This window comes from Mesorhizobium sp. WSM2240, assembly GCF_040438645.1.
Lineage (GTDB): Bacteria > Pseudomonadota > Alphaproteobacteria > Rhizobiales > Rhizobiaceae > Allomesorhizobium.
Window position 1 is genome coordinate 2,195,687 of the sequence record NZ_CP159253.1, and the last position, 26,541, is coordinate 2,222,227.

The window sequence follows — 26,541 nt, forward strand, 5'->3', positions numbered from 1 at the left end:
CGCTTCGTAAACCATTTGTGCCTAGCGTCCTTCCGGGGGTCGGAGTCATGTCCGGCAGGGCAGCGAGTGAACATTCATGGTTGTTGTTGGGCATTTCCTTAAATGGATAGGCACGGCCCGCGTCTCCGAAAGGGCCGCGGCGGCCAACGCGCTGGCCCGCGCCTATGTCGAACGCGACCTGCCATTCGAGGACCGCTGCGCGGCCGAGGCCGCACTGACGCTGCTGCTCGACGATCCTTCCGCCAAGGTCCGCATGGCAATGGCCGAAGCGCTGTCGATGAGCCGGCATGCGCCGATCCAGATCATTGCCGCGCTTGCGTCCGACCAGCCGGACGTCGCGGCCTTCGTGCTGGCGCGCTCGCCGCTTCTGACCGACGCCGATCTGATCGACCGCGTCGCGGCCGGTTCAAAAGCGACGCAGAAGCTCGTAGCCGGGCGCCCGTCAGTGTCGATGGCGGTCGCCGCGGCCATCGCCGAGATCGGCGAACCGGAAGCCTGCGTCGAACTCATCGCCAATTCCGGCGCGGCCATCGCCGCCCTCAGCTTCCGGCGCATGGCCGAGCGCCACGGCCATTTGCCTTCGGTGCGCGAGGCGATGATCGCCGATCCGCGCCTGCCGGCGGATTGCCGCCATATGCTCCTGGTCAAGCTCGGGGATGCGCTGAAACAGGCGCCGCTCGTCGCCGCCCTTATGGGCACGGCGCGCGCAGACCGCGTCATGCGCGACGCCTGCGTGAAGGCTTCGCTCACCGTCATCGAGAACACGCGCCCCGAGGAACACGGCGCGCTGATCGAGCATCTGCGCCTGCGCGGCGACCTGACGTCGAGCTTCATCATTCGCGCCATCGCCCACGGCAAGGTCGATTTCTTCGGCTCGGCCATGGTGGCGCTCACCGGACAGGCCGAGCACCGGGTGAGGGCGCTGCTCTCGGGCGGCCACGACTCGGCATTGGCGGCGCTGTTCCGCAGCGCGGGACTTGCCGCGAGCACCCATGCCGTCATCCTGCGAGCGCTGAAAATCTGGCGCGAGGTCGCCAACGGCAAGCGGGTCGCCGGCGCGCAGGAAGTCACTTGGCTGATGCTGAAGGAACTCGGCGGGCAGGCGGCGTCGGGCGATCTTGCCGGCCTGCTGAAATCGATTCATCTCGATGCGCTGCGCGAGAATGCGCGCGGCCATGCACTGGCGATTGCCGCGGCTTGAGCCGAGCGGCTCTCATCGACGGAGATTATGTTGGCGTTCAAATGCGAAGTACCTGCGATGCCTACAGTCCAGCTGGATGACAGTGCTGTGAGAATCACGCGTTGGGACTTCGAGCCGGGTGCGGCTACCGGATGGCACGAACATGGGTGGCCTTATTTTGTCGTCATGTTGACGGCCGGAACCCTTCGAGTTCACGACGGGATCAATGTCGCCGACGTCGCTCTCGCGGCAGGCCAGGCATACCGAAGACCGTCTGGAATCAAGCACGACGTGATGAACGGCTCGGAACACCCGATTGCGTTCGTCGAGATCGAGATCAAGCAACCCGACGCTCTCGGAAAGTGAGCACTCGGCTCAGACTGCGCACGGCTAGGCTCCGTCCCTGCTCAGCGCCTCCACAAACCGGATGATCTCCCCGGTCATGCCCTCGTTCCAGAGATCGTTATGGCCATAGGCGTCATGAACCAGCATCTCCTTGGGCTCGGGTGCGATGGCATAGAGCGCCTCGCCTGATGACAGCGGGATGATATTGTCGCGCCGGCCATGGATGAACAGCTTCGGCTGCGTGACCTTCGCTATCCTGAGATCGGACCGGAAGGGGTCCTTGATCAGTGGCGCGACCGGAAGGAAAGGATAGTGCGTCTGCGCGAGAGACAGCACCGACAGATAGGCGGAAACGAGGATGACGCCTGCCGCCGGCCTTTGCGCGGCCGTGTTGACGGCGACGCTACTGCCCAGCGACTGCCCGAGCACAACGATTTCGCCTTCAGTGCGGGCTGAAAGCCAGTCGAACGCCGCCAGGCCGTCCGTCAGCAGCCCTTCCTCGCTTGGTGAGCCGGTCGAGCCCGCATAGCCGCGATAGGAAATGGCCAGCAGACCGATGCCGCGCGCTGCCAGCGCCTCCGCCAGGAAGCCGTAATTGCCGACCCAGTCGGCATTGCCGAGGAAGAAAAGCACTGACGGCTTGCCGGTTTCGGCCTGGCTGTAGAGCGCATGCAGAGTCTCGCCGTCGGGCGTTGCGATGGAAACCGTCTCGCCCCATTCGGCTCGGGACGCCGGTTGAAAGATCGCGCCGGCGCCCGGATAGAGGAGGGCGCGTTGGGAGAAATACATCAGGCCGACAAGCGCCAGATAGGCTAGAACCGCGGCGAGCGGCAGGATAAGCAGGAGTTTGGTGGCGCTCATGAGGTGCCTACCCAAAAACCCTCAGATGTCGAGTTCTTCCGCGTCGGCGAACTCGGCGCGTTCCTGGATGAAGCGGAAGCGCGCCTCGGGTTTGGTGCCCATCAGCGCCTCGACTGAGGATTTCGTTGCCGCTTCGTCGTCCAGCACGTCGACACGAAGCAGCGTCCGCTTCCTCGGGTCCATCGTGGTTTCCTTGAGTTGCGACGCCATCATTTCGCCCAGCCCCTTGAAGCGGCCGATCTCAACCTTGCCGCGGCCGGTGAACTCGGTTCGCAGCAATTCGTCCTTGTGGGCGTCGTCGCGTGCATAGGCGATCTTGCCGCCTTGCCGGATGCTGTAGAGCGGCGGCACGGCCATATAGAGATGGCCGCCGCGTATGAGGTCCGGCATCTCCTGATAGAAGAAGGTGATCAGAAGCGACGCGATATGCGCGCCGTCGACATCGGCGTCGGTCATGATGATGACGCGGTCGTAGCGCAAATCCTCGTCGCGGTATTTTGAGCGCGTGCCGCAGCCCAACGCCTGGATCAGGTCGGAAATCTGCTGGTTGCCGGCGAGCTTGTCGTTGCCGGCGCTGGCGACGTTGAGGATCTTTCCGCGGAGCGGAAGAATGGCCTGCCTCTGGCGGTCGCGCGCCTGTTTCGCCGAGCCGCCGGCCGAATCGCCTTCGACGATGAAGAGCTCGGCGCCTGCGGCGGCATTCTGCGTGCAGTCGGCGAGTTTTCCGGGCAGCCGCAATTTGCGTACCGCGCTCTTGCGCGACACTTCCTTTTCCTGGCGTCGCCGCACCCGTTCGTCGGCGCGGGCGATCACCCATTCGAGAAGCTTCGAGGCTTCCTGCGGATTGTCGGCGAGCCAATGGTCGAACGGATCGCGGATCGCGGTCTCGACCAGCCTTATCGCCTCGACGGTGGCCAGTTTGTCCTTGGTCTGGCCGACGAATTCCGGCTCGCGGATGAACACGGACAGCATGCCCGCCGCCGAGATCATCACGTCCTCGCTGGTCACCACCGAGGCGCGCTTGTTGCCGGTGAGGTCGGCATAGGCGCGCAGGCCCCGGGTCAGCACGTTGCGGAAGCCGGTCTCGTGCGTGCCGCCTTCGCCGGTCGGGATGGTGTTGCAGTAGGAATTGACGAAGCCGTCGCCGCCGAACCAGGTGACGGCCCATTCAATCGAGCCGTGCCCGCCCTGCTTTTCGCTTTTGCCGGCAAAGATTTCGCGCGTGACCTGGAATTCGTCGCCGAGCGAGGCCTTTAGATAATCCTTCAGTCCGCCGGGGAAATGCAGCACCGCCTTGGCGGGGGTAGGGTCCTTTTCCTTGATCAGCAGCGGGTCGCACGACCAGCGGATTTCGACGCCGCCGAACAGATAGGCCTTCGAGCGCGCCATGCGGTAGAGCCGGGCCGGCTCGAAATGTGCGCCCTTGCCAAAGATGTCGGGGTCGGGGTGGAAGCGGATCTTTGTACCGCGGCGGTTGTGGACGTCGCCGAGCGATTCCAGTCCGGCCTGCGGAATGCCGCGTGAAAAGCGCTGGCGGTAGAGTTGACGGCCGCGCGCCACCTCGACTTCTAGCTGGTCCGAGAGCGCGTTGACCACCGAAACGCCGACGCCGTGCAGGCCGCCCGACGTCTCGTAGACCTTGGAATCGAATTTGCCGCCGGCATGCAGCGTGCACATGATGACTTCGAGCGCCGATTTCTTCGGAAACTTCGGGTGCGGATCGACCGGAATGCCGCGGCCATTGTCGGTGACCGTCAGGAAACCGTCGGCCCCAAGCTCCACGTCGATGAATGTCGCGTGGCCGGCCACCGCCTCGTCCATCGAATTGTCGATGACTTCGGCGAAGAGATGATGCAGTGCCTTCTCGTCGGTGCCGCCAATATACATGCCCGGCCGCCGCCGCACCGGCTCCAGGCCCTCCAGCACCTCGATATCGGCAGCGCTGTAGCCTTCGCTGCCGTCCTTGGCCTGCGGCGTCGCTCCGCGCTTGGCGACGGCGGCTTGCACGAGCGGATCGGCCGGGCGAGTTGGCGTGCGCTGGCTCGACTTTTCCAGCCTGGCGAAGAGATCGTTGCTTTCGTCCATGGAGTGGCAGGTGTTCCGGTGATTCGAATAGGCTGGGATACTGCCCGTTTTTTCCGGCGCGCGACAGAGGTTCGCGTTCCGTTCGGCCGTCGATCAGGACGCCGCGGCAGGCGCTGTATAACGCCGGCGAACCGCGCCGACAACGCGCTTGCGGCTTTCTTCGGCGGAAAGCGCTGGATCGGCCTCGACTTGAGCGACCTCATCCGCCAGTGCGTCGTCGCGGATCTGCCTGCGGAACCACTCGGAATAGTCCCCGTTGCGGAGATGGTGCTGCCAGGTTTTGTCGTCGATGCCTTCGGCGATCTGGACGAACATCATCAGATTGTGCGCTCTCAATTTCATAGCGTCGTCGGGACCGCGAAAATAGAAGCTGCCTGCCTCGTCGAGCAGTCCCTCGGCATATTTGCGCGTGTGCCGCTTGCGTGACTGCTTTGGCTTTTCCGCCTTGATCAACTTGGCTGCTTCGCCGGATTTTGGCCGCCAGAACAGCACGCGATCGTCTTCCGGCGCGACCAGCCCGTCGGGTGGCTGCATACCTGTCTCGCGGCAGAACACCCTGATCACCTCGTCCGCCTGCGATCCCAGAGCGATCACGGCGGAGACGAGACCGAGCGCGTTGGTCGCTACCGCGTCAGGGTGAACGGTGATGAGAATCGTGCCCGGCAGCTCCATCGAAAGCACGAGCGGCGTGTCGGTTCGCCGCTTCGGCAACAGGTGATGCACTTCGTCCACGATCAGCCAGTGCGGCCTTGCCGTGCGGGAGCGGAAACGGCCGAGTTCGGGCAGGAAATCGGCGAAGAAATCCGGACGCTCGTTGACGTCGAGAGTGAGTGTGCTGAGCACGACATTGTCGACCGGCTTCTCAAGCAGCTTCATCGCCTGGTCCAGCGTCGGCGGGACCGAGCCGTCGCCGACGGTAACCGCGCCTTCCAGGTCGTGATAGTCGCCCTCGGGATCGAAAACGCAAAATTGAAAGTCTTGTTCGACGAAGCGTTCGGTCAGCGCGGTTGCGAGCGTCGATTTGCCTATGCCGGACCTGCCGGCAATGAGCACGGTATCCGTCGGCCACAGATGAACCTCGTTTCCGCTCTCTTCCGTGCCGACAAGAATGCCATTTCGACGGCTGAAGCCGAGGTCCCAATCGCGCGCGATCAGCTGCTCGACCAGTTCTTCCAACCCTTCTCCCCGCGCCCCGCGCGTGACGAGGTCCGCCGTGTCCTTGACGGCGGGCAATGCATTGGCGACCGCGACGCTGCAGCCGCAGGCGCGCAGGAAGGCATGGTCGTTCTCGGCGTCGCCGACACCGACGACATTGTGGGCCGACAGTCCGAGATCTTCCAGCCCGGCGGCGAGGCCGGCCGCCTTGTTGATGCCGCTCGGCAGGATCATGACCGCGCCCTTGTTGAAGATGATTTCGAGTTCGAGCCCGAGCTCCTTGATCGTCTCGAGCGCCGTGGTCTGGTGCGGCTCCCAGGTCGCCACGACGGAGCGTCCCACCGACAATGGCGCAACCCCGCGCCGCTCCAGCGCGTCGACGAATTCGCGCGGCGGAGCAGGCGAGATCGCACGCTCCTCCTCGCTGGCCGGCGTGTAGATCAGCGCGCCGTTTTCAGCCACGACCTTGTCGAACATGCCAAGGTCCGGAAACACATGCTTCAGGTCCGGCAATTCGCGCCCGGTGACGAGAATGAGCTTCCGGCCGCTTTCCTTCAGACGTTTCAGTGCTTCGAGCGAGGCGTCTGTAACCAACCCATTGTGAGCCAGCGTGCCGTCGTAATCGGTGGCAAGCGCGATGAAATACATCTTTCAGCTTTCAGTCTGCGTTCGAATCCAAGGGCCGGATTCGGGTTGAAATCGACAGGATAACGAACAACACGGATTGACCGTTCCGTGCGACCAGCGAACTCCCTCTCAGGAAGGTTGGATTTTGCTTCGCCGGCCGCTTCCGGCTCTATCCGGGGCGGTAGAAACGAAAAAGGCCGGCGCGGCGCCGGCCTTTTTGCTTCGAAATGCCCGCACTCAGCTGGCCAGAGCCTCGATCGGCGGGCATGAGCAGACCAGATTGCGGTCGCCCGCGACATTGTCGATGCGCGAGACAGGCGGCCAGTACTTCGCCGCACTGTCCTGATCGCCGCCCGGATACGCGGCTTCGAGCCGTGTGTAGGGATGCGTCCAGTCGGCGGCGAGCGTTTCGGCGGCCGTGTGCGGCGCGTTGACAAGCGGATTGTCGCCGGCCGGCCATTCGCCCTTGGCCACCCGCTCGGCTTCCCCGGCGATCGAGATCATCGCCTCGCAGAACCGGTCGATTTCCCCCTTCGGCTCCGATTCCGTCGGCTCCACCATCAGCGTGCCGGCCACCGGCCACGACATGGTCGGCGCATGGAAACCGTAGTCGATCAACCGCTTGGCGACGTCTTCTACACCGATGCCTGCGCTCTCCTTCAACACCCGCGTGTCGAGGATGCATTCATGCGCGACACGTCCGTTGCGGCCCTTGAACAGTACCGGATAATGCGCCTTCAGCCGCTCGGCTATGTAGTTGGCGCTGAGGATCGCCAGCTCCGTTGCCTGCTTCAGGCCCGTGCCGCCCATCATGCGGATGTACATCCAGGTGATCGGCAGGATCGAGGCGCTGCCATAAGGCGCCGCCGACACCGCATGTTCCGTTTCCGCCTCGACATGGCCGGGCAGGAACGCGGCCAGATGCGACTTGACGCCAATTGGCCCAACGCCGGGTCCGCCGCCGCCATGCGGAATGCAGAAGGTCTTGTGCAAATTCATGTGGCAGACGTCGCCGCCGATGTCGCCCAGCCGCGCCAGCCCGACCAGCGCGTTCAGGTTGGCGCCATCGAGATAGACCTGGCCACCATGCTCGTGCACCAGCGCGCAGATGTCCTTCACGCCTTCCTCGAACACACCATGCGTTGATGGATAGGTGATCATCAGAGCCGCGAGGTTCTGTGAATACTGCTCCACCTTCGCCTTCAGGTCGGCTACGTCGATGTCGCCTTCATCCGTGCAGCGGACGACGATGACATCCATGCCGGCCATGTGAGCGCTCGCCGGATTGGTTCCGTGCGCCGAGGACGGGATAAGGCAGACCTTGCGGTGCGCCTCTCCGCGCGAATGGTGGTAGCGGCGAATGGCGAGCAGGCCAGCGTATTCGCCCTGGCTGCCGGCGTTGGGCTGTAGCGAGACCGCGTCGAAGCCGGTGATTTCGGCGAGCCAGCCCTCCAGCTCGTCGGTCATGGCGCGGTAGCCCTGCGTATGCTCCGCCGGCGCGAACGGGTGCATGTTGGCCACCTCCGGCCAGCTCACCGGCATCATCTCGGCCGCCGCGTTGAGCTTCATCGTGCAGGAGCCGAGCGGGATCATGGTGCGGTCGAGCGCCAGATCCTTGTCGGCCAGTCGCCTGAGATAGCGCATCATCTCGGTTTCGGAGCGGATCTCGTGGAATACCGGCTGCGTCATGAAGTTCTCGCCGCGCCGCCCTTCCGGCAGCATCAGCTCGGCTTCCGAAGGCGGCGTGGCCCCGAACAGGCCCGACAACGCCAGCAGGTCTTCCTCGACCGAAGTCTGGTCGAAGCTGATGCCGACACGGTTTTCGTCGATCACCCGGATCAGCCGGCCGGTGAGTTCGGCTTCGGCGGCGATTCTTCTGGCCTGGCCTTCGACCGTCACTGTAACCGTGTCGAATATCTTCTTGCCGGCGACCACAAATCCGGCAGCCGTGAGCCCGGCCGAAAACCGCGCAGCCTGCGCATGAATCCGTCGCGCCAGGATCTGCAGGCCCTGCGGTCCGTGCCAGATCGCGAAAGCGGCCGCCATATTGGCGAGCAGCGCCTGCGCCGTGCAGATGTTCGAGGTCGCCTTGTCGCGCCTGATATGCTGCTCGCGCGTTTGCAGCGCCAGCCGGTAGCCGGGCCGGCCCTTGGTGTCGGTCGACTGGCCGACCAGCCGGCCGGGGATCAGCCGCGTCAGCCGGTCCGAAACGGCGAGATAGGCGGCGTGCGGACCGCCATAGCCCATGGGCACGCCGAAGCGCTGCATCGCGCCGACAGCGATGTCGGCGCCCTGTTTCCCCGGCGCTTCGAGCAGAGTGAGCGCAAGCGGGTCGGCAACGACGATGACCAGCGCGTCGACAGCCTTTGCCTTGGCGATCATTGCCGTGTGGTCGTGGAAGACGCCGAACGTGTCCGGCCAAGGCACGATGACCGCCGCGGTGTCTGCGTCGACCTCGCCGCCATTGACCGCCATGCCCAGCGGCTCGGCGCGGGTTTTCACCACATCCATTATCTGCGGGTGCAGTTCTCCGGCCGTGACGACGCGGCTGCGCTTCTCGCGGTGGTGGCGGAAGGCGATGCCCACGGCTTCCGCCACCGCCGTCGCCTCGTCGAGCAGCGAGGCCGATGCGACGGGCAGGCCCGTCAGTTCGGTGACCAGCGTCTGGAAATTGAACAGGAGTTCGAGTCGCCCCTGGCTGATCTCGGCCTGGTAGGGCGTATAGGCAGTGTACCAGGCGGGGTTCTCGAACAGATTGCGCTGGATCACCGGCGGCACCCGGCAGCCGTGATAGCCCTGGCCGATAAAACTCTTCAGCACATGGTTGCGGCCCATCTTCTCGGAGAGCTCGGCCAGCGCCTCGGCCTCGGTCGCCGGACCGGGCAGATGCAGCGGCCGGCCGAGCCGGATCGATTTCGGCACGGTCTGCGTGATGAGCGTTTCCACCGAGGGCAGGCCGAGTGCGGCGAGCATGGCCCTCGTATCGGCAGGACCGGGCCCGATATGGCGGCCGGCGAATTCAGCGCGGTTGTCTGTCATGTCCAGTTCCTCAGCCGATCATTGCCTTGTAGCCGGCCTCGTCCATCAGGCCGGACAGTTGGCTGTCGTCGGACAGCTTCATCTTCCACAGCCAGCCGTCGCCGGCGGGCGACGAATTGACCAGCGCCGGGTCGGAGGAGAGCGCGGTGTTGGCCTCCACGATCTCGCCGTCCGCCGGCGCATAGACGTCGGACGCCGCCTTAACGGATTCGACGACGACGGCGACGTCGCCCTTGGCGAGCCTGCGCCCGGCCTCCGGCAGTTCCACGAAGACAAGGTCGCCCAGTTGCTCCTGCGCATAGTCGGTGATGCCGACGGTCGCGACGCCGCCATCGACGCGGATCCATTCGTGATCTTCGGTGAAATAGGTGGTCGCCATGAGGAACTATCCTTTGCGGTAGCGATGCTGCGTGAAGGGAAGGGGATGTGTGTCGACGGCGATCTTGGCGCCGCGCACATCTGCGAAAAGCTTCGTGCCGGGCTTGGCCAAGCCGGCCGAGACGTAGCCCATGGCGACCGGGTGTCCGACCGAAGGACCGAAGCCGCCCGAGGTGACCCGGCCGGCCGGATTGCCGGCGTCGTCGAAAAGCTGCGCCCCGGCGCGCACCGGCTGGCGGCCTTCCGGCTTCAAGCCGACCCGCTTTTCCGCCGGTCCGCGCGCAACGATCTCGCGCAGCGCTTCCGCGCCGACGAATGCGCCGGTGGCGCGGAGATCCTTGGGAATGGCCCACATCAGCGCCGCGCTCGCCGGATCGGTCTCGGGCGTGATGTCCTGTCCGTGCAGGCATAGCCCGGCTTCAAGCCGCAGGCTGTCGCGCGCCGCAAGCCCGATCCACATGACGCGGTCGTCGGCCAGCAGCTTCTCCACCAGCACCCGTGCGTCGGCTTCCGGCATGCCGATCTCGAAGCCGTCCTCGCCGGTATAGCCCGATCGGCTCATGAACCAGTTTTCGCGCGGCTCGACGCCGTGCATGAAGGTCAGCGATCCCGTCTCGATCCCGGCGCGGGAAAGCACCGCCCAGGCCTCCGGTCCCTGAATGGCCAGGAATACGCGCTCGAGCGGATCGACCTTGCAGTCGAAGTCCTTCGCCAGATTGCGCAGATGCGCCTCGTCGGCTGCCGCATTTCCGGCATTGGCCACGACCATGAAGCGGTCGGCGCCGAGCCTGGTTACGATCAGGTCGTCGAGGATTCCGGCCTGATCGTTCAGGAAGAAAGTCAGCTTCGACTGGGAAACGTCGAGGCCATTGGCATGGAGCGGGCAGGCCTTCGACAACAGCGCCGCGGCGTCGGGTCCGGATACTTCGAACAGCTTCATGTGAGAAATATCGAACAGGCCGGCCTGTTCGCGCGTGTGAAGGTGCTCCTTCATCACGCCGGCCGGATAGGTCAGCGGCATAGACCAGCCTGCGAACGCTCCGAAGCGCGCGCCTGCCGACCTGTGCAGGTCTTCGAGGGGAAGTGTTCTTGTCGAACCGTCGGTCATGACTTCTCCAGAGCGCACGCAAGCGGCCGCTATGGCGGCCATTCCGTGCCCCTCTGTCTGAAGCCTGAGAGACTCGCGCAACCGGAACTCTGTCGGCGACGCTTACACCTTCGGCGCGGGATTTTTTGGTCCCGACTTTCCAGAGTGTCTTTCCCGTCTACGGTTCTTTTTGCCTGAGAGATTTCGGGCGATTTCCCCTTCGGCGGCAGCTCTCGCTGCTCTCTCCCGCAAACAGGTAGAGCCGGTAAAGGCCCTCGACGGCCCGTGTGTAGCCCATGCCCGACACTTTGTCACGTGCCTGCGACATGGCTTTCAACAACCCTTCGCTAACCACGCCCTTTACCGGTTCTTCAAACCAATGCTGCTAGTCTTGCTCCCGGCTTGGAGGCGGTAATGACCGCTTTCGTTGGTTTGGGGACGGGAAATGGGCGAAGGCATCGTGGCTGCACCCGTTGGCGGACTTGCAGCGAAAAATCGCATTACCGCTGAGGACGTGCTCCTGCTGCGCGGCCAGGTGTTCCGCAACGGCGTAGTCACGCCCGAAGAGGCCGAATCACTTTTCGCGCTCGACGCGTCCGCGACCGGGAAATGCGCGGAATGGCCGGTTTTCTTCATCGAGGCGGTAACCGACTACATCGTCCATCAGGAAAAGCCCTCCGGCTATATCTCGGCCGCCAATGCCGAATGGCTGATCCGTGCCGTCTCGCGCGACGGCATGGTCGATACGCGGACCGAACTCGAACTCCTGGTGAAGGTGCTGGAAAAGGCGAAGTTTTCGCCGGAGAAGCTTTCGGCCTATGCGCTGCAGCAGGTCATGCATGCGGTCGTGGACGGCAAAGGCCCGTTGGCAAAGGTCGGCGAGCTTGAGCCGGGCCGCATCACCCGGGACGAAGTCGATTTGCTGCGCCGGATCCTCTACGCCTTCGGCGGCGACGGCAACATCGCCGTCACCCGCGCCGAGGCCGAGGTGCTGCTGACGATCAACGAGCGTGTGGCCGACGCGCCGAACGATCCGTCATGGAACGACCTTTTCGTGAAGGCGATGGCCAATTTCGTCATGTGCGGATCGGGCTATGAGGCGCCGACGCGCGAGAAGGCGCTGCGCCAGGATGCTTTTGTCGACGGGCCCGAAGCTGGCATCGGAAGCTTTTTCGTGCGCATGGCCGCCGGCGGCGTCGCCGGCATACTCGACTCCTACAGCCCCTCGGCAAGCATCGACACGGATTGGGAGGCCCACAATCTGTCGCGCGAGGTGCAGGCCCGCCGCGCCCAAGCGATCGACGCCGGCGAAGCCCGGTGGCTGGTCGAGCGGATCGGCGGCAAACCGGTGCTGCACGAAAATGAGCGCGCTCTGCTGAGATTCATCAAGCAGGTGTCGCCATCGATCCACCCCGACCTCCTGCCGCTCATCGACAGAGTCGCCTAGGCGGCCAGTTCAGCGGGCGGCGCTCATCCGTTCCATGTCGCTTTGAAGGCGGCTGATAAGCTGACCGGTTTCGGCATGCAGCAGCACCAGCCGGTCGAGTTGTGCGTTGAGCAGGTCGGCCCTTTGCGACGCCTCCATCTCTTCGGAGGGCGCGATGCCGACGCCGTGCAGTATCCATGAAAGGCTGACGCCAAGGAGGCCAGAGAGTTTCGTCAGCCGGTGCGATCCCGGCTGCGAGCGGTCGTTTTCCCAGGCCTGAATTGTCGCGATCTTAACCCCGAGCCGCATCGCAAGCTGCTTGACGCTCATGCCGCTTGCCTCGCGGGCCCGCGACAGACGGCCGCCGATCGTGTCTAGATCCGGCGCTTCTTCGTAAATGTTCGTGGTGTCGGACACCCGATATACCTCCTGTGGTGGCTGGAATCGCCGCGCCCGGGATTGGACGCGGGACGGGGCAAGCATGGAGGAGGGAAACCCAAGGCGCAAGGCATCCAAACAGATTATTGAACAAATGCTTGTATTTAAGGGGAATTCTTCCATTGCCGGACACAGCTTTGGAGCGTCGCGCGCAGATTTACGCGCGCAGCCGGCGGTGAATTTTCGCGAGTCGGCGTTACGTGCCAAGCCGCTCAGCATGCCACTTCAGATGATCGTCCATGAAGGTCGAGATGAAGAAATAGGAATGGTCGTAGCCTTCCTGCATGCGCAGCGTCAGCGGAACGCCGGCCCTCTCGCACGCCGCCTCGAACAGCCAGGGCCGCAGCCCATCTTCGAGAAAGCCGTCGGCGGTTCCCTGGTCGACCAGGAATTCCGCAAAGCGGTGACCGTCCTCGACCAGCGCGCAGGCGTCATAGGCACGCCATGCGGCTTCGTCCGGTCCGAGATATTTCTCCAGCGCCGGTTTCGACCATCCGGCAGTCATCGGGTTGACGATAGGCGCGAAGGCCGAGCAGCTCTTGAAGCGGTCGGGATTCCTCAGCGCCATCGTCAGCGCGCCGTGGCCGCCCATGGAATGGCCGAAGATCGCCTGCCGGCCCATGTCGACCGGAAAATTTTCAGCGATCAGCGCCGGCAGCTCCTCCATCACATAGGAGTACATGCGGTAGGTCCGGGCGAACGGCGCTTGCGTCGCGTCAACATAGAAGCCGGCGCCGCAACCGAACTGCCAATTCTCCTTCTCGTCGGGCACATCCGCGCCGCGCGGACTGGTGTCGGGGCAGACGACGATCAGCCCGAGCTCGGCGGCGATGCGCCGGTATTCACCCTTGTCCATGACGTTCTGGTGCGTGCAGGTCAGGCCGGACAAATACCAGACCACGGGGCAGTGCTGTTCCACCGCCTGCGGGGGAGCGAACACGGCGAAGGTCATGTCGCAGGCGCAGGCCTCGGACGCGTGAGAGTAGACGCCCTGGATGCCGCCATGGGATTTTGCGAGAGAGATTGGTTTCAAGGTTCCGGTCCGATCAGTTGCGTGTCGATGTTGAGCTTTTGCGCCAGTGCGGCCAGCCGCTTGTCCGCCGTCGCCAGCGGCTCGCCCCGCTCCAGCGCCAGCGCGAGATAGAGGCAGTCGTAGATCTTGTGGCTGCTTCGCGCCGCAATGCCAAACGCCATCGGCAGCAGCGCTCGATCTTCTGTTAGATCAGGGACTACGACGCGAAGCTGCCGTAGGGCTGCTTCGATCTCCTCCAGAGAAATCTTTGCAAAGCGGTGGTATTTCAGAAGCACGTTCGCTGTCTCGACCAGCAGAAGCGCCGGCCCACGCCGCGCGGGGGGCTGCAGCTTCCGCGAATTGGTGGAAAACGGCGTTTCGATCAGCCAGGAGACGGCGACGCTCGCGTCAATGATCATCGTCTGCCTTCGGATGCCAGGAACGGTTGTCGCGTTCGTCGCGCGCTTCGTCCCACAGCCTCTGCCAGGTTTCCATGTCGACGGGCTTACTCCTTGCCCTTATCGCGTCGATCTCCGCCCAGGCTTCCTCGACCGTGGGTCCGGCTCTCTCGGAAATTGCTTCACGGGCAAGCTGTTCGGCGGATTTGCCGTCGAGCTTCGCGCGCCTCTGGAAACGCTCCATGACGTCGTCTGGTATGTTTCTGATCACCATGCTGGCCATGGGCCGCATCTCCATTGATATCAACATGATATCAATCCAGCCTCGCGAACGCAATTCACGACGGCTCAATCAGCGGTAATTCCAAGTTCGGCGGGCGGCAGGACGAGAACTGTCATGGCGCGCTTTTCGATTTCCGCATCGATCTCCTCGATCGGCGGATTCTCGGCCTCGATCCACTCGATCATCTCGGAAAATTCCTCTCGCGGCATGGTGCGCGAGAAATTCAGCGTGCCGCCCCTCTCGACCACGGTGCGGCCGTTGATGTCGATGGCTTCTCTCGCCACCGACCAGCTCGGTCCGAAGGTCTTGACCATGGTGTACATGGTCTTTGCCTTCACCGTCCCGACGCCGCCCGCCAGGCAGGCTTGGTAGAACATCAGGTGCGTCGCCGCCGCGGGGCGGGTCCGCACCTCGCAATAATAATCGTGGAGCACCGAAGCGCGGCGGTAGTCGCCGATGAAGGGCGACCCGAAAGTCGACCAGAATATCTGCGGTATCGAGGCGCCGTTTACGATCGCATTCCTCTTGGCGGTCCAGACGAGCCCGCCGGCATCCTCGAAGCCGAAATCCTGGGTCAACTTCATATCGCGGTCGGCGCCCGCCTGGGTAAGCCACGAGACGGAGACCGTTCCAATGAAACGCACGGGCATGAAAGTCCTCCCATCGCTTAAGTTGCAAGCTCAGACCTTAATCCGGATCGCGGGCGACGTAGAGAATTGTTCGCAACTGGCCGGTGTTCGACCTAGCCGCTACTCAGTGGCCTTGACCGCCTTCCGCGCCATCTGGTCCAGCGCGCCCAGAAAGCGCGAGCGATCGGCGGGCGAAAATGCGGCATTGTAGCCCTTGCTCTCGCCCGTTTCGCGTAGATGCTGCTTCAGGTCGCGCATGGCCACCGCCATGCCGATCGTCTCGGGCGTGAACGGTTTTCCGGTCGGGCCGAGCACATGGGCTCCCAGCGCCACCGCGCGCGCCGCCAGCGGAATATCGGCCGTGATAATGATATCGTTGGCCTTCGCATTCTCCACGATCCAGTCGTCTGCTGCGTCGGCGGCGGTCTTGGGCACCACGACATGCCTGATCATCGGGTCGCGCGAGGGTCTCAATCCGCCATTCGACACGAAGGTGACGACCAGCCCGAGCCGTTCGGCGACCTTCTCCACCTCCGCCTTCACCGGGCAGGCGTCGGCGTCGACATAGATGACCGGCTGCTCCATCGCCATCTACGATTGGAAGTTCCTGGCAAGCGCAGCACCCGTGCCGAGCGCGCGCAGCTTTCCGGTTGCGACCGCGCGCGACAGCGGCGCCATACCGCAATTGGTGCAGGGCTGGATGCGTTCGGCGTCGGCATATCCCAGCGCCTCGCCGATGGTAGCGGCGACCTGTTCCGGCGTTTCCACAATGTTCGACGCCACATCGATCACGCCGACCAGCAATTCCTTGTCAGGCAGCAGCGAAATCAGCGAGATCGGCACGTGGGAGTTGGCGCATTCCAGCGAGACCTGGCGGATCGAGGACGCATTGATGGCCGGAAATATAGCCTCATATTGCCGCCATTCCGAACCTAATGTTTCCTTCCACCTCAGATTGGCTTCGATGCCGTAGCCGTAGCAGATATGCACCGCCGTCGCGCAGCGCAGCCCCCGCGCGGCTCGCTCCAACGCGGCGATGCCCCAGTCGTTCACCTCGTCCATGAACACGTTGAAGGCCGGCTCGTCGAACTGAATCACGTCGACGCCCGCCGCCTCCAGCTCCAGCGCCTCCTCGTTCAGGATCTCCGCGAAAGCCATCGCCATGTCGGGCCGCCGGCCGTAATGCGCGTCGGCAAGCGTATCGCAGATGGTCATCGGGCCGGGCAGGGTGAATTTCAGGCGCTTTTGGGTGTGCCCGCGGCAGAAGGCGGCCTGGTCGCCGTGCACCGGGCCGCTGCGCCGCAGCTTGCCGGTAACGGTTGGCACATCCGCCTCGTAGCGGTTGTTGCGGATGCCCTTTTTGGTCATCAGCTTCCAGTCTATGCCTTCCACCGTCTCAAGGAAGCCGTGGACGAAATGCGTGCGGAACTGCTCGCCGTCCGACACCGTCTCGATGCCGGCATCCTCCTGCTCCTTGATCCAGATCAGCGCAGCGTCGCGCTTGGCGTTGTCGAGCTCTTCGCCCTCAAGCTTCCATTTCGGCCAGAGCTTTTGGGTCTCGGCCAGCCATCCGGGCTTTGGAAGGCTGCCTGCGATCGTCGGTGGAAACAGCATTGATCTCTCCCCTCGATGTGCTCCGTCCGGGGTGGCGAAGCTGGCTATTGCGGCAGGTGGCAACGGACGAGCTGGGCCTCGCCGTCGGCGCCAGGCGTGGAAATACGCAGGGCGTTTTCGTCCTGCATGGCGAACCGGATCTGCCGCTCCTCGGTATTGCCCTCTGCAATGCAGGAGGCGGTCACGGTGGCTTCGCCGTCCGTCAGATCCTGGGCAGCGAAGTTGCAGACGCTTTCGTAGCGGCGGATTGTCGTCGGCGTGATCACGGCGAAAAGCTGGACCGGCTCGACATCGATCCGCGCGCAGGAAGCAGCATCCGCCGCCCACACGCCGACATAGTCAGGGCCGATGCCGGCCGGACGCGCCCGTGCGGCGGCGCGGGTGTCGGAATTGAGCTGGTCGGCCGGCGCCAGTACGGCGTCCGGGTCGCCAGTCGGGTCAGCCGGGGTGCCGGCCGCTTCGTCGATCCGTTTCTCCAGTTCGGCAACCGCGGTGTCGAAGTCTTCCTGCGCCTGTTTGATGATCTCCTCGACGCTCCGGCCGATCTCCCTGGCGATCTCGCCGGCGCGCTCCAGTGCCGGGCCGGCATCTTTCAGCGCTTCCTGGCCCTGCTCGGCCAGATTCTGCGCTCCTTCGCGCAGCGCCTCGCCGGCTTCGCGCAGTTCGCGTCCGACATCCTCGGCCGTGCCGGGCGCAGGTTCAGGCTGTTCGGGCGCGCCTTCCTCGGTCTGCTGGGCGGTATCGGCCGCCTGCTCCTCGCCGCACGCCGTGAGCAGGAGCGCGGACGCCAGGGCGGCCGGTAGGATCAGTCGGGACGTACGCACCGCGCCGACGATCGTTGATGAAAAAAGCAAGTTTCTACCTCCAAAATGCTCAGCGCCTTGTCACGCCGGCTCGGTTTCGATGACCGCTTCGTTCTCCAGCATATGTTCGGCGAGCAGGCGATCGACCACCTGTAACGCCTTGTTCAAGTAAGTATCGCGCACCAGAAACGATATTTCGTCAGTCGCTTTGTCGATTTCATTCAAGTCGATCCGCACGCGGCTGTTGCTTCTGAGCGCAACCCACAGGTGTTCGCCAAACTGCCAGCTCGTCATACTAAGAGCCTCGCTATAGTTCGGATAACGAATACGAACCCGGGTTAGGGCCTCCTTCAATAGATCACCACACTTCTGATGCTCTCTCCCTTGTGCATCAGGTCGAAACCCTTGTTGATGTCGTCGAGCGGCATTGTGTGGGTGATCATCGGGTCGATCTGGATCTTCCCTTCCATATACCAGTCGACGATCTTCGGCACGTCGGTGCGGCCGCGGGCGCCGCCGAATGCCGTGCCCATCCAGGTCCGCCCGGTGACAAGCTGGAACGGTCTGGTCGCGATCTCCTGGCCGGCTCCGGCGACGCCGATGATGATGGACTTGCCCCAGCCGCGATGGCTCGCCTCCAGCGCCTGGCGCATGACTTTCACATTGCCGGTGCAGTCGAACGTGTAGTCGGCCCCGCCGATCTGGTCGGCGCCGCGCTTTGTCATGTTGACGAGGTAGGGCACGATGTCGCCGTCGATCTCCGTCGGATTGACGAAATGCGTCATACCGAAGCGTTCGCCCCATGCCTTGCGGTCATTGTTGATGTCGACGCCGACGATCATGTCGGCGCCTGCAAGCTTCAGCCCCTGCAGGACGTTCAGTCCGATGCCGCCAAGCCCGAACACCACGGCCGTCGCGCCGATCTCGACCTTGGCCGTGTTGATCACCGCGCCGATGCCGGTGGTGACGCCGCAGCCGATATAGCAGATCTTGTCGAAAGGCGCGTCCGGATTGACTTTTGCCAGCGCGATCTCCGGCAGCACCGTGAAATTGGAGAAGGTCGAGCAGCCCATATAGTGGAAGATCTTCTCGCCGCCGATCGAGAACCGGCTGGTGCCGTCCGGCATCAGGCCCTGGCCCTGAGTGGCGCGGATCGCGGTGCAGAGATTGGTCTTGCGCGACAGGCATGACGGGCACTGCCGGCATTCCGGCGTATAGAGCGGGATGACATGGTCGCCCTTTTTCAGGCTCGAAACGCCGCGGCCGACATCGACCACCACGCCCGCGCCCTCATGGCCCAGGATCGCCGGAAAGATACCTTCCGGATCCGCGCCCGACAGCGTGAACTCATCGGTGTGGCAGATGCCGGTCGCCTTGATCTCGACCAGAACCTCGCCCTCGCGCGGCCCCTCCAGGTCGACCTCCATGATCTCCAGCGGTTTTCCGGCCCCAACGGCCACGGCGGCGCGTGTTTTCATTTCTATCTCCAGTTCAGATTCGGTCGCAAAGTTTCAGCTTTTCACCACACGATCAAGCGCCACACAGGTGTGGAGCGCCAGCTTTAGCACGTAGCGGGTGCGCGGTTCCCGCGGTAAGCATCTGCCATGGCGGCAAATCTCCTGCTTGCAGCGATTCTGAACCTCTTGACCTTCCTCATTCACGCTATGGGGCTGGTCGCGCTCACCCGCCTTATGGATTTCCTCGCTGCGCGCCCCGTCCTGGAAGGCCGCCTATGGGCCAAGGTGGCTGCGCTGCTGGTGCTGGCGTCCGGCCTCATGGTTCTGCTCTGTGCGGAAATAGCCCTATGGGCGGTGGGGCTGGTCGGCGTCGGTGCGTTTCCCGACTTCGAAACCGCGTTCTACGTCTCGACTTCCTCGTTCGCCACCATAGGTTTCGGCGACATCCACCCGGCGGCAACATGGCGGCTGCTGGTCGCGATGGAAGGCGTCACCGGCTTCCTTATCATCGGCTGGTCGGCGGCCTATCTGGTCACCTCCGGCATCCGTTTCGGCCCGTTCGAGCGTGATATGCATTTCTAGACCTGCCGCTTGAGACATTCCCGCTTAGCCCATAGAACGGGGCGCTACGCCGGGAGGGACGCCGCTCGCATGTTCAAGAAAATCCTGATCGCCAATCGCGGCGAGATCGCCTGCCGTGTCATCAAGACCGCCAGGAAAATGGGCATAGCCACGATAGCCGTATATTCCGACGCCGACCGCGACGCGGTCCATGTCGAGATGGCCGACGAGGCGGTGCATATCGGCCCGGCGGCTGCGTCGCAAAGCTATCTCCTGCCGGAGAGGATCATCGAGGCTTGCAAGGCTACCGGCGCCGAAGCGGTGCATCCGGGCTACGGCTTCCTTTCCGAGCGCGCATCCTTCTGCGAGGCGCTGGAAGGACAGGGCATAATCTTCATCGGGCCGAAGCCCAAGGCGATCCGCGCCATGGGCGACAAGATCGAATCGAAGAAATTCGCCAACGCCGCCAAGGTCTCGACCGTTCCGGGCTTTCTGGGCGTAATCGAAGACGCCGCCCACGCCGAAAAGATCGCCGGTGAGATCGGTTATCCCGTCATGATCAAGGCCTCGGCGGGCGGAGGCGGCAAGGGCATGCGCATCGCCTGGTCGAAGCGCGAGGTGCGCGACGGCTTCCAGTCATCGAAAAACGAAGCCAGGAGTTCGTTCGGCGATGACCGCGTCTTCATCGAAAAGTTCATCGTCGACCCGCGCCACATCGAAATCCAGGTTCTTGGCGACGCCTATGGCAATTGCGTCTATCTCGGCGAGCGCGAATGCTCGATCCAGCGCCGCAACCAGAAGGTCGTCGAGGAAGCGCCGTCGCCTTTCCTCGACGAAAAGACACGGCGCGCCATGGGCGAGCAGGCGGTGGCGCTGGCGAGGGCGGTCGACTACCAGAGCGCGGGCACGGTCGAGTTCATCGTCGACGCGGAGAAAAACTTCTATTTCCTTGAAATGAATACGCGTTTGCAGGTCGAGCATCCGGTGACGGAACTTGTCACCGGTATCGATCTGGTCGAGCAGATGATCCAGATCGCGGCAGGCGAGAAGCTGGCGCTAAAGCAAAGCGAGGTGAAACTGATAGGCTGGGCGGTTGAAAGCCGGCTCTATGCCGAGGATCCCTACCGCAATTTTCTTCCCTCCATCGGCCGGCTGACAAGATACCAACCGCCCGCGGAGGGAAAATCCGGCGAGATCGTCATCCGCAACGACACCGGCGTCACCGAAGGCTCCGAGATTTCGATGCATTACGATCCTATGATCGCAAAACTCTGCACCTGGGCGCCTGACCGGCTGCAGGCCATCGACGCGATGTCGGAAGCACTTGACAATTCCGTGGTCGACGGTATCGAGCACAATATCCCGTTCCTCTCCGCCCTGATGCGGCATCCGCGCTGGCGCGAGGGCCGGATCTCAACGGCCTTCATCGCGGAGGAATATCCGGACGGCTTTGCGCCGATCATTCCGGATGCCGATGAAAAGGCGGTGCTGGCCGGGGTGGCGACGGCCGTCGAGCTTCTGCGCCGTGACCGGCTCGACCGGCTGTCGGGCCGGCTCGCTCCACATTCCGGCACGCTGAAACCCGACTGGGTGGTCCGCCTCGGCCATGAATATCTGAACGTTGCGCTCGGCGAAGGCATGGTGTCGATTCCGTTCGAAATGGACATGTCGGTGGAGGAGGGCGCTCCGCTGACGGTGGTGTCGGACTGGCGGCCTGGAGAGCCGGTCTGGCGCGGAACCATCGGCGTCCGGCAGGTCGCCGCGCAAATCCGCCCGGTCGAGAACGGCGTCCGCATCGCCTGGAAGGGCATGGCGGCGACAGCTCGTGTCATGCGCCCGCGCACGGCCGAACTCGACCGTTTGATGCCGGCGAAGATCGCGCCCGACACTTCGAAGCTGCTGCTCTGCCCGATGCCGGGGCTGGTCGTCTCGATACTCGTCGCCGAGGCGCAGGACGTGAAGGCCGGCGAAATGCTGGCGGTGGTCGAGGCGATGAAGATGGAAAACGTGCTGCGCGCCGAGCGCGACCTGACTGTCGCGAAGATTAATGCAAAACCCGGCGACAGCCTGGCCGTCGACGCGGTGATCATGGAGTTTTTATAGGATGGATGCATCGCCGGACCGCCAGGCCATTCTCTTCGACCTCGACGGAACCCTGACGGACCCGTTGGTCGGCATCACCAGGTCGCTCGGCTATGCGCTGGAAAAGCTCGGCTGCGCCGCGCCGGCAGCTGATGAACTGCGCTGGTGCATCGGCCCGCCGATTCAGTCCTCCTTCGCCGTGCTGCTCGAAACCGAAGACGCTGCGATCGTCGGCGAGGCCGTCCGGCTCTACCGCGAGCGCTACTCGGCAATAGGCAAATTCGAGAACACGCTGATCGAAGGCGTTCCCGAGGCGCTGGCCGAACTCGTCGCCGAGGGCTTCTATCTGGCGGTCGCTACCTCGAAGCTCAAGACCTATGCCGGCGAGATCATCGACCATTTCGACCTTCGCCGCTATTTCAGCGTGGTATACGGCTCCGAGTTCGACGGACGAAATTCCGTCAAGGCCGAACTGGTCTCCCACATACTCGCCGTCGAAGCCCTCGACGCCCGCCGCACCGTGATGATCGGCGACCGCTCGCACGATGTGGCCGGCGCCAACGCCAACGGCGTCTTTGCCATCGGCGTGCTCTGGGGCTATGGCGATCGGCAGGAACTCGAGACCGCCGGCGCGGCCCGCATCGTCGCCAGTCCCGCCGAACTGCGGGGATCGATCGCCGCGCTGCTGGAGCCGGTGTGATCTGCGACGGAGTCTTGCTGAGGCTGAGACTGCCGGCCTATTCGGGCCATTCTCCGGCAGGCCAATCCCGGGCCATGTGGATGACCCGCAGGATCGAAATGACTTCGCGGCCGCCCTTGCTGGTGATCGAATAGGCGACAATGTAGGGCAGGCCGATCACAAGCTTTTCGTAAGTACCGGCAACCCTTCCCGGTCTGCCTGTCGCAAATTGGCTCAGCTCGTTTCCTGCTTCTTCGATGGCATCGACAATCCTCTCGGCGGCAAAGGGATTATCGCTCGCTATGTAGTGAAGGATCTCAAAATAATCCTGCCGCGCTTCTTCCGACCAGAAGACCGGCCTCATCCTCGGGCTGTCTTCTTGTGCGACTTTTTGGCATTCGCGATAATCTGCCGGGCCTCTGCCATCGCCTCGGCATGAGGAACGACACGCCCGGCCTCCACGTCGGCCAATCCGCGCTTGATGCCCTCGATGATCTCGAATTCACGTTCGACATAGGCGGAAACGGCCTCCGCGGCGAGGAAGGACTTGCTGCGCCTGGTGTCATGCGCCAGCTGTTCCAGTTTTTCCTTTAAAGTCTCGTCGATGCGAATAGTCATGGTGGTTGTCGTCATGGTGAAAGCCTTGTGCTCATTTGTGTACAAGCTAGCACATCCCCGACGCATCCAAAAGCCTGTGACCGGACACCATTCAGGCTGGACTGGCGCTGCGCGTTCCCAGACAATACATCCCACCTTTCCCTGAGTCCTTCGAGCGGCAAAAAACCATGGCGGATGAGAGACTTCCACGCGATCCGCTGATGCGGGAGGCGATGGCCAGGACGGCGGCGCCGGCTCCAGCCAGCCGCGCGTTCATCCATCTGCGCGTCCATTCCGCCTATTCGCTGCTCGAGGGCGCACTGCCGATCGGCAAGATCGTCGGCCATGCCGTCAAGGACAGCGCGCCGGCCATCGCCATCACCGACACCAACAATCTGTTCGGCGCGCTCGAATTCGCCCAGAAGACGGTCAAGGAAGGCATCCAGCCCATAATCGGCTGCCAGGTCGACCTGTTCTTCGCCGGCGAAGCCAACGAAGCCTCGCGCGGCAACGGCCATCGCCGCCAGGGGCCGGACCTCTACCCCGTCGTCCTCATCGCCGCGACCGAGGCCGGCTACGGCAATCTGGTGCGCCTGGTCAGCCGCGCCTATCTCGACACGCCGCCCGGCGAGCCCGTCCAGATCACCACCGAATGGCTGGCCGGGATGTCGGACGGGCTGATCTGCCTGACCGGAGGCCCGCGCGGGCCGATCGGGGCGGCGCTCAAGGCCGGCCATGCCGACCTGGCCGAAAGCCGGCTGCAATCGCTGATCTCGCTGTTTTCCGACCGGCTTTATGTCGAGCTCGAGCGTGTTTCCGGCTACGACCGCGCTCTCGAAGCGACGACCGTCGATCTCGCCTACCGCCTGGCTTTGCCGCTGGTCGCCACCAACGAGGCGTTTTTCCCCGCCCGCGAGGATTACGAAGCGCATGACGCGCTGATCGCGATTGCCGACGGCTCCGTCATCGCATCCGACGAGCGGCGGCGGCTCTCGCCCGACAATTTTCTCAAAAGCCAGAAGGAGATGGCGGAGCTTTTTGCCGACCTGCCGGAAGCGATCGACAACACGGTCGAGATCGCGATGCGCTGCTCCTATTATCCCAGGAAGCGCGCGCCGATCCTGCCGCGTTTCACCGGCGGCGACGAGGCCGACCCGACCGCGGCCCTCAAGGCAGAGGCCGACGAGCTGCGCCGCCAGGCCCGAGAAGGCCTGCAGATGCGCTTCGAGACCGCCGGGCTGACGCCGGGCTACACCGAGGAGCAGTACCGCGAGCGGCTGGAATTCGAGCTCGGCATCATCGAGCGGATGAAATTCCCCGGCTACTTCCTCATCGTCGCCGACTTCATCAAATGGGCGAAGGCCCAAAACATTCCGGTCGGCCCCGGCCGCGGCTCGGGCGCCGGCTCGCTGGTCGCTTATGCGCTCACCATCACTGACATCGACCCGCTGCGCTTCTCGCTGCTGTTCGAGCGCTTCCTGAATCCCGACCGCGTCTCGATGCCCGACTTCGACATCGATTTCTGCCAGGACCGCCGCGAGGAGGTGATCCGCTACGTCCAGGGCAAATACGGCCGCGATCAGGTTGGCCAGATCATCACCTTCGGAACGCTGCAGGCGCGCGCCGTGCTGCGCGACGTCGGCCGGGTGCTTCAGATGCCCTACGGCCAGGTCGACCGGCTCTGCAAGATGGTGCCGCAGAACCCGGCCAATCCGGTAAAACTCGCCGATGCGGTTGCAAACGAGCCGCGCTTTGCCGAGGAGGCGGAGAAGGAGCCGATCGTACAGACCCTGCTCGACATGGCGCAGAAGCTGGAAGGCCTCTACCGCCATGCCTCGACCCACGCCGCCGGCATCGTCATCGGCGACCGGCCGCTGTCGGAGCTGGTGCCGATGTACCGCGACCCGCGTTCCGACATGCCGGTCACCCAGTTCAATATGAAGCTGGTCGAGGAGGCCGGCCTCGTAAAATTCGACTTTCTCGGCCTGAAGACGCTCACCGTGCTGGAGACGACGGTCAAGCTGCTGCGCCGCCGCGGCGTCGAGATCGACCTGGCGAAACTGCCGCTCGACGACGAAAAAACCTACGCCATGCTGTCGCGCGGCGAGACGGTCGGCATCTTCCAGGTGGAATCGGCCGGCATGCGCAAGGCGCTGATCGGCATGAAGCCCGACCGCATCGAGGACATCATCGCCCTGGTGGCGCTCTACCGCCCCGGCCCGATGGAGAACATCCCGACCTACAACGCCAGAAAACATGGCGAGGAGGAGATCGCCTCGATCCACCCGATGATCGACCATCTGGTGAAGGAGACTCAAGGCGTCATCGTCTACCAGGAACAGGTCATGCAGATCGCGCAGGAGCTTGCCGGCTATTCGCTCGGCGAAGCCGATCTCCTGCGCCGCGCCATGGGCAAGAAGATCCGCGCCGAGATGGACAAGCAGCGCGAGCGTTTTGTCTCCGGCGCGATGCAAAAAGGCCTCGCCAAGCCGCAGGCCGACTTCATCTTCGACCTGCTCGCAAAATTCGCCGATTATGGCTTCAACAAGTCGCACGCCGCGGCCTATGCGGTGGTCTCCTACCAGACCGCCTACATGAAGGCGCATTATCCGGTCGAGTTTTTGGCCGCCTCGATGACGCTCGACATGTCCAACACCGACAAGCTGGCCGATTTCCGGCAGGACGCGATGCGGATGGACATAGACGTCGTGCCGCCCTCGGTCATGACCTCGTTCGGCGATTTCGAGGTCGAGGAAAACCGCATCTTCTATGCGCTGGCGGCCTTGAAGGGCGTCGGCGAGGCGGCGGTCGAGCACATTGTCGAAAGACGCCGCGAAAAGCCCTTCGCCAGCCTCGCCGATTTCTGCGAGCGCATTGACCCGAAGATCGTCGGCAAGCGCGTCTTCGAAAGCCTGATCACCGCCGGCGCGCTCGACTGCTTCGGCCATGAGCGCGCCGCCATGATGGCGGGCGTCGAGCGCATGATGGGGCTGGCCGCCCGCGCGCAGGAGAACGCCGCTTCCGGCCAGGCTGACATTTTCGGCGCCTCGCTCGCCGGCCAGTCGGAAACGCTCATCCTGCCCGCCGCCGACCCGTGGCTGCCCGCCGACCGTCTGCACCGCGAGTTCCAGGTCGTCGGCTTCTACCTCTCGGCCCATCCGCTCGACGAGTACAAGACCGTGCTGGAGCGGATGCGGGTGCAGAACTATGCCGATTTCTCGCTGGCCGTGAAGCGCGGCGCCTCCGCCGGCCGGCTCGCCGGCACCGTCACATCGAGACAGGAGCGGAAAACCCGCACCGGCAACAAGATGGGCGTGGTGGCGCTGTCCGACACCACCGGCCAGTACGAGGCGGTGCTGTTTTCCGAAGGGCTGGCGCAGTATCGCGACCTCCTGGAGGCCGGCCGCTCGGTGGTCATCACCGTCGCCGCCGAAGATAGGCCGGAAGGCATCAATCTGCGCATCCAGACCGTGCATTCGCTGGAGGACGAAGCGAGCCGCGTCCAAAAGGCGCTGCGCATCTTCGTCCGCGACGACCGCCCGATCCCCGCGCTCCAGTCGCAATTGACGGTCAAGGGCGACGGCCAGATCAGCGTCGTGGTGATAAAGCCGGAAGGGCAGGGCGAGATCGAGATCGGCCTGCCCGACCGCTACCGCATCTCGCCCCAGATCGCCTCCGCCATGCGCGCCGTGCCGGGGGTGGTTGAGGTGGAGTTGGTGTGAAGGCGAAGACTGCCTCAAAGGCAATCCTTAGACCCTCTGGCCGCCATACTGGCTGGCTGATGCGCCAGACGCCTCTTCTGTGC

At 63.8% G+C, this 26,541-nt stretch carries 25 protein-coding genes and 1 riboswitch; of the genes, 7 read left to right on the top strand and 18 right to left on the bottom strand.

Annotation, left to right across the window (positions count from 1 at the left end; all coding sequences use genetic code 11):
* The first annotated feature begins 76 nt into the window (after positions 1-76).
* Positions 77-1,201, top strand: a complete 1,125-nt coding sequence (locus tag ABVK50_RS10535) for a DUF2336 domain-containing protein (RefSeq protein WP_353641616.1) — start codon at positions 77-79, stop codon at positions 1,199-1,201.
* Between the two features lie 30 nt (positions 1,202-1,231).
* A complete protein-coding gene (locus ABVK50_RS10540) occupies positions 1,232-1,546 on the top strand; it encodes a cupin domain-containing protein (protein ID WP_353641615.1) in 315 nt (104 codons plus the stop codon).
* Between the two features lie 24 nt (positions 1,547-1,570).
* Here the strand turns inward: ABVK50_RS10540 and ABVK50_RS10545 are convergent, their stop codons facing one another.
* The 6 genes from ABVK50_RS10545 to gcvT form a co-directional block, all read right to left on the bottom strand.
* Positions 1,571-2,386: an alpha/beta hydrolase gene (locus ABVK50_RS10545; RefSeq protein ID WP_353641614.1), complete on the bottom strand. Its 816-nt coding sequence runs from the start codon at positions 2,384-2,386 to the stop codon at positions 1,571-1,573.
* A 21-nt stretch (positions 2,387-2,407) separates the two neighbouring features.
* Complete coding sequence (gene parE, locus ABVK50_RS10550) at positions 2,408-4,471, bottom strand: DNA topoisomerase IV subunit B (RefSeq protein WP_353641613.1); 2,064 nt, start codon at positions 4,469-4,471, stop codon at positions 2,408-2,410.
* Between the two features lie 93 nt (positions 4,472-4,564).
* A complete protein-coding gene (locus ABVK50_RS10555; protein ID WP_353641612.1) occupies positions 4,565-6,274 on the bottom strand; it encodes an HAD family hydrolase in 1,710 nt (569 codons plus the stop codon).
* Positions 6,275-6,490: 216 nt separating this feature from the next.
* A complete protein-coding gene (gene gcvP / locus ABVK50_RS10560) occupies positions 6,491-9,292 on the bottom strand; it encodes an aminomethyl-transferring glycine dehydrogenase (RefSeq protein WP_353641611.1) in 2,802 nt (933 codons plus the stop codon).
* 10 nt (positions 9,293-9,302) lie between these two features.
* On the bottom strand, positions 9,303-9,671 hold the full coding sequence (gcvH, locus tag ABVK50_RS10565) for a glycine cleavage system protein GcvH (RefSeq protein ID WP_353641610.1): 369 nt from the start codon (positions 9,669-9,671) through the stop codon (positions 9,303-9,305).
* A 6-nt stretch (positions 9,672-9,677) separates the two neighbouring features.
* Positions 9,678-10,778, bottom strand: a complete 1,101-nt coding sequence (gcvT, locus tag ABVK50_RS10570) for a glycine cleavage system aminomethyltransferase GcvT (RefSeq protein WP_353641609.1) — start codon at positions 10,776-10,778, stop codon at positions 9,678-9,680.
* A 150-nt stretch (positions 10,779-10,928) separates the two neighbouring features.
* A riboswitch (glycine riboswitch) is annotated at positions 10,929-11,016 on the bottom strand.
* A 186-nt stretch (positions 11,017-11,202) separates the two neighbouring features.
* Between gcvT and ABVK50_RS10575 the strand changes: the two genes are divergently transcribed.
* Entirely contained in the window at positions 11,203-12,204 is a 1,002-nt protein-coding gene (locus ABVK50_RS10575; RefSeq protein ID WP_353641608.1) for a hypothetical protein, read from the top strand.
* Between the two features lie 9 nt (positions 12,205-12,213).
* On the opposite strand, the gene ABVK50_RS10580 is transcribed toward ABVK50_RS10575, so the two are convergent.
* From ABVK50_RS10580 to ABVK50_RS10625, 10 genes are all read right to left on the bottom strand, one after another.
* Positions 12,214-12,600, bottom strand: coding sequence for a helix-turn-helix transcriptional regulator (locus ABVK50_RS10580; protein ID WP_353641607.1), 387 nt, complete (start codon positions 12,598-12,600; stop codon positions 12,214-12,216).
* A gap of 217 nt (positions 12,601-12,817) precedes the next feature.
* A complete protein-coding gene (gene fghA / locus ABVK50_RS10585; RefSeq protein WP_353641606.1) occupies positions 12,818-13,654 on the bottom strand; it encodes an S-formylglutathione hydrolase in 837 nt (278 codons plus the stop codon).
* Positions 13,651-14,052, bottom strand: a complete 402-nt coding sequence (locus tag ABVK50_RS10590) for a type II toxin-antitoxin system VapC family toxin (protein ID WP_353641605.1) — start codon at positions 14,050-14,052, stop codon at positions 13,651-13,653. Before ABVK50_RS10590 ends, fghA begins: the two co-directional genes overlap by 4 nt.
* Positions 14,042-14,314 (bottom strand): hypothetical protein, encoded by a 273-nt coding sequence (locus ABVK50_RS10595; protein ID WP_353641604.1) that lies wholly within the window; start codon positions 14,312-14,314, stop codon positions 14,042-14,044. The genes ABVK50_RS10590 and ABVK50_RS10595 overlap by 11 nt, the downstream gene beginning before the upstream one ends.
* Before the next feature lie 65 nt (positions 14,315-14,379).
* Positions 14,380-14,964 (bottom strand): DUF1353 domain-containing protein, encoded by a 585-nt coding sequence (locus ABVK50_RS10600; protein WP_353641603.1) that lies wholly within the window; start codon positions 14,962-14,964, stop codon positions 14,380-14,382.
* 99 nt (positions 14,965-15,063) lie between these two features.
* Positions 15,064-15,528 (bottom strand): YaiI/YqxD family protein, encoded by a 465-nt coding sequence (locus ABVK50_RS10605; RefSeq protein ID WP_353645963.1) that lies wholly within the window; start codon positions 15,526-15,528, stop codon positions 15,064-15,066.
* Between the two features lie 6 nt (positions 15,529-15,534).
* Complete coding sequence (locus ABVK50_RS10610) at positions 15,535-16,557, bottom strand: methionine synthase (RefSeq protein ID WP_353641602.1); 1,023 nt, start codon at positions 16,555-16,557, stop codon at positions 15,535-15,537.
* 44 nt (positions 16,558-16,601) lie between these two features.
* The gene (locus tag ABVK50_RS10615) at positions 16,602-17,411 is read right to left on the bottom strand and encodes a hypothetical protein (protein ID WP_353641601.1); all 810 of its coding nucleotides are present in this window, start codon (positions 17,409-17,411) and stop codon (positions 16,602-16,604) included.
* 30 nt (positions 17,412-17,441) lie between these two features.
* Entirely contained in the window at positions 17,442-17,654 is a 213-nt protein-coding gene (locus ABVK50_RS10620; RefSeq protein ID WP_353641600.1) for a hypothetical protein, read from the bottom strand.
* Positions 17,655-17,710: 56 nt separating this feature from the next.
* Entirely contained in the window at positions 17,711-18,838 is a 1,128-nt protein-coding gene (locus ABVK50_RS10625; protein WP_353641599.1) for an S-(hydroxymethyl)glutathione dehydrogenase/class III alcohol dehydrogenase, read from the bottom strand.
* A 126-nt stretch (positions 18,839-18,964) separates the two neighbouring features.
* On the opposite strand from ABVK50_RS10625, the gene ABVK50_RS10630 reads away from it, so the two are divergent.
* The 3 genes from ABVK50_RS10630 to ABVK50_RS10640 all read left to right on the top strand — a co-directional run bounded on the left by ABVK50_RS10630 (position 18,965) and on the right by ABVK50_RS10640 (position 22,160).
* Positions 18,965-19,399 (top strand): ion channel, encoded by a 435-nt coding sequence (locus ABVK50_RS10630; RefSeq protein WP_353641598.1) that lies wholly within the window; start codon positions 18,965-18,967, stop codon positions 19,397-19,399.
* Positions 19,400-19,468: 69 nt separating this feature from the next.
* A complete protein-coding gene (locus ABVK50_RS10635) occupies positions 19,469-21,481 on the top strand; it encodes an acetyl/propionyl/methylcrotonyl-CoA carboxylase subunit alpha (protein ID WP_353641597.1) in 2,013 nt (670 codons plus the stop codon).
* Between the two features lies 1 nt (position 21,482).
* Positions 21,483-22,160, top strand: a complete 678-nt coding sequence (locus tag ABVK50_RS10640) for an HAD hydrolase-like protein (RefSeq protein ID WP_353641596.1) — start codon at positions 21,483-21,485, stop codon at positions 22,158-22,160.
* 37 nt (positions 22,161-22,197) lie between these two features.
* Here ABVK50_RS10640 and ABVK50_RS10645 read toward each other — a convergent pair whose 3' ends face one another.
* Complete coding sequence (locus tag ABVK50_RS10645; protein WP_353641595.1) at positions 22,198-22,503, bottom strand: type II toxin-antitoxin system RelE/ParE family toxin; 306 nt, start codon at positions 22,501-22,503, stop codon at positions 22,198-22,200.
* Entirely contained in the window at positions 22,500-22,772 is a 273-nt protein-coding gene (locus ABVK50_RS10650) for a CopG family transcriptional regulator (protein WP_353641594.1), read from the bottom strand. The genes ABVK50_RS10645 and ABVK50_RS10650 overlap by 4 nt, the downstream gene beginning before the upstream one ends.
* 152 nt (positions 22,773-22,924) lie before the next feature.
* Between ABVK50_RS10650 and dnaE the strand changes: the two genes are divergently transcribed.
* Positions 22,925-26,458 (top strand): DNA polymerase III subunit alpha, encoded by a 3,534-nt coding sequence (gene dnaE, locus ABVK50_RS10655; RefSeq protein WP_353641593.1) that lies wholly within the window; start codon positions 22,925-22,927, stop codon positions 26,456-26,458.
* Positions 26,459-26,541: the final 83 nt, after the last annotated feature.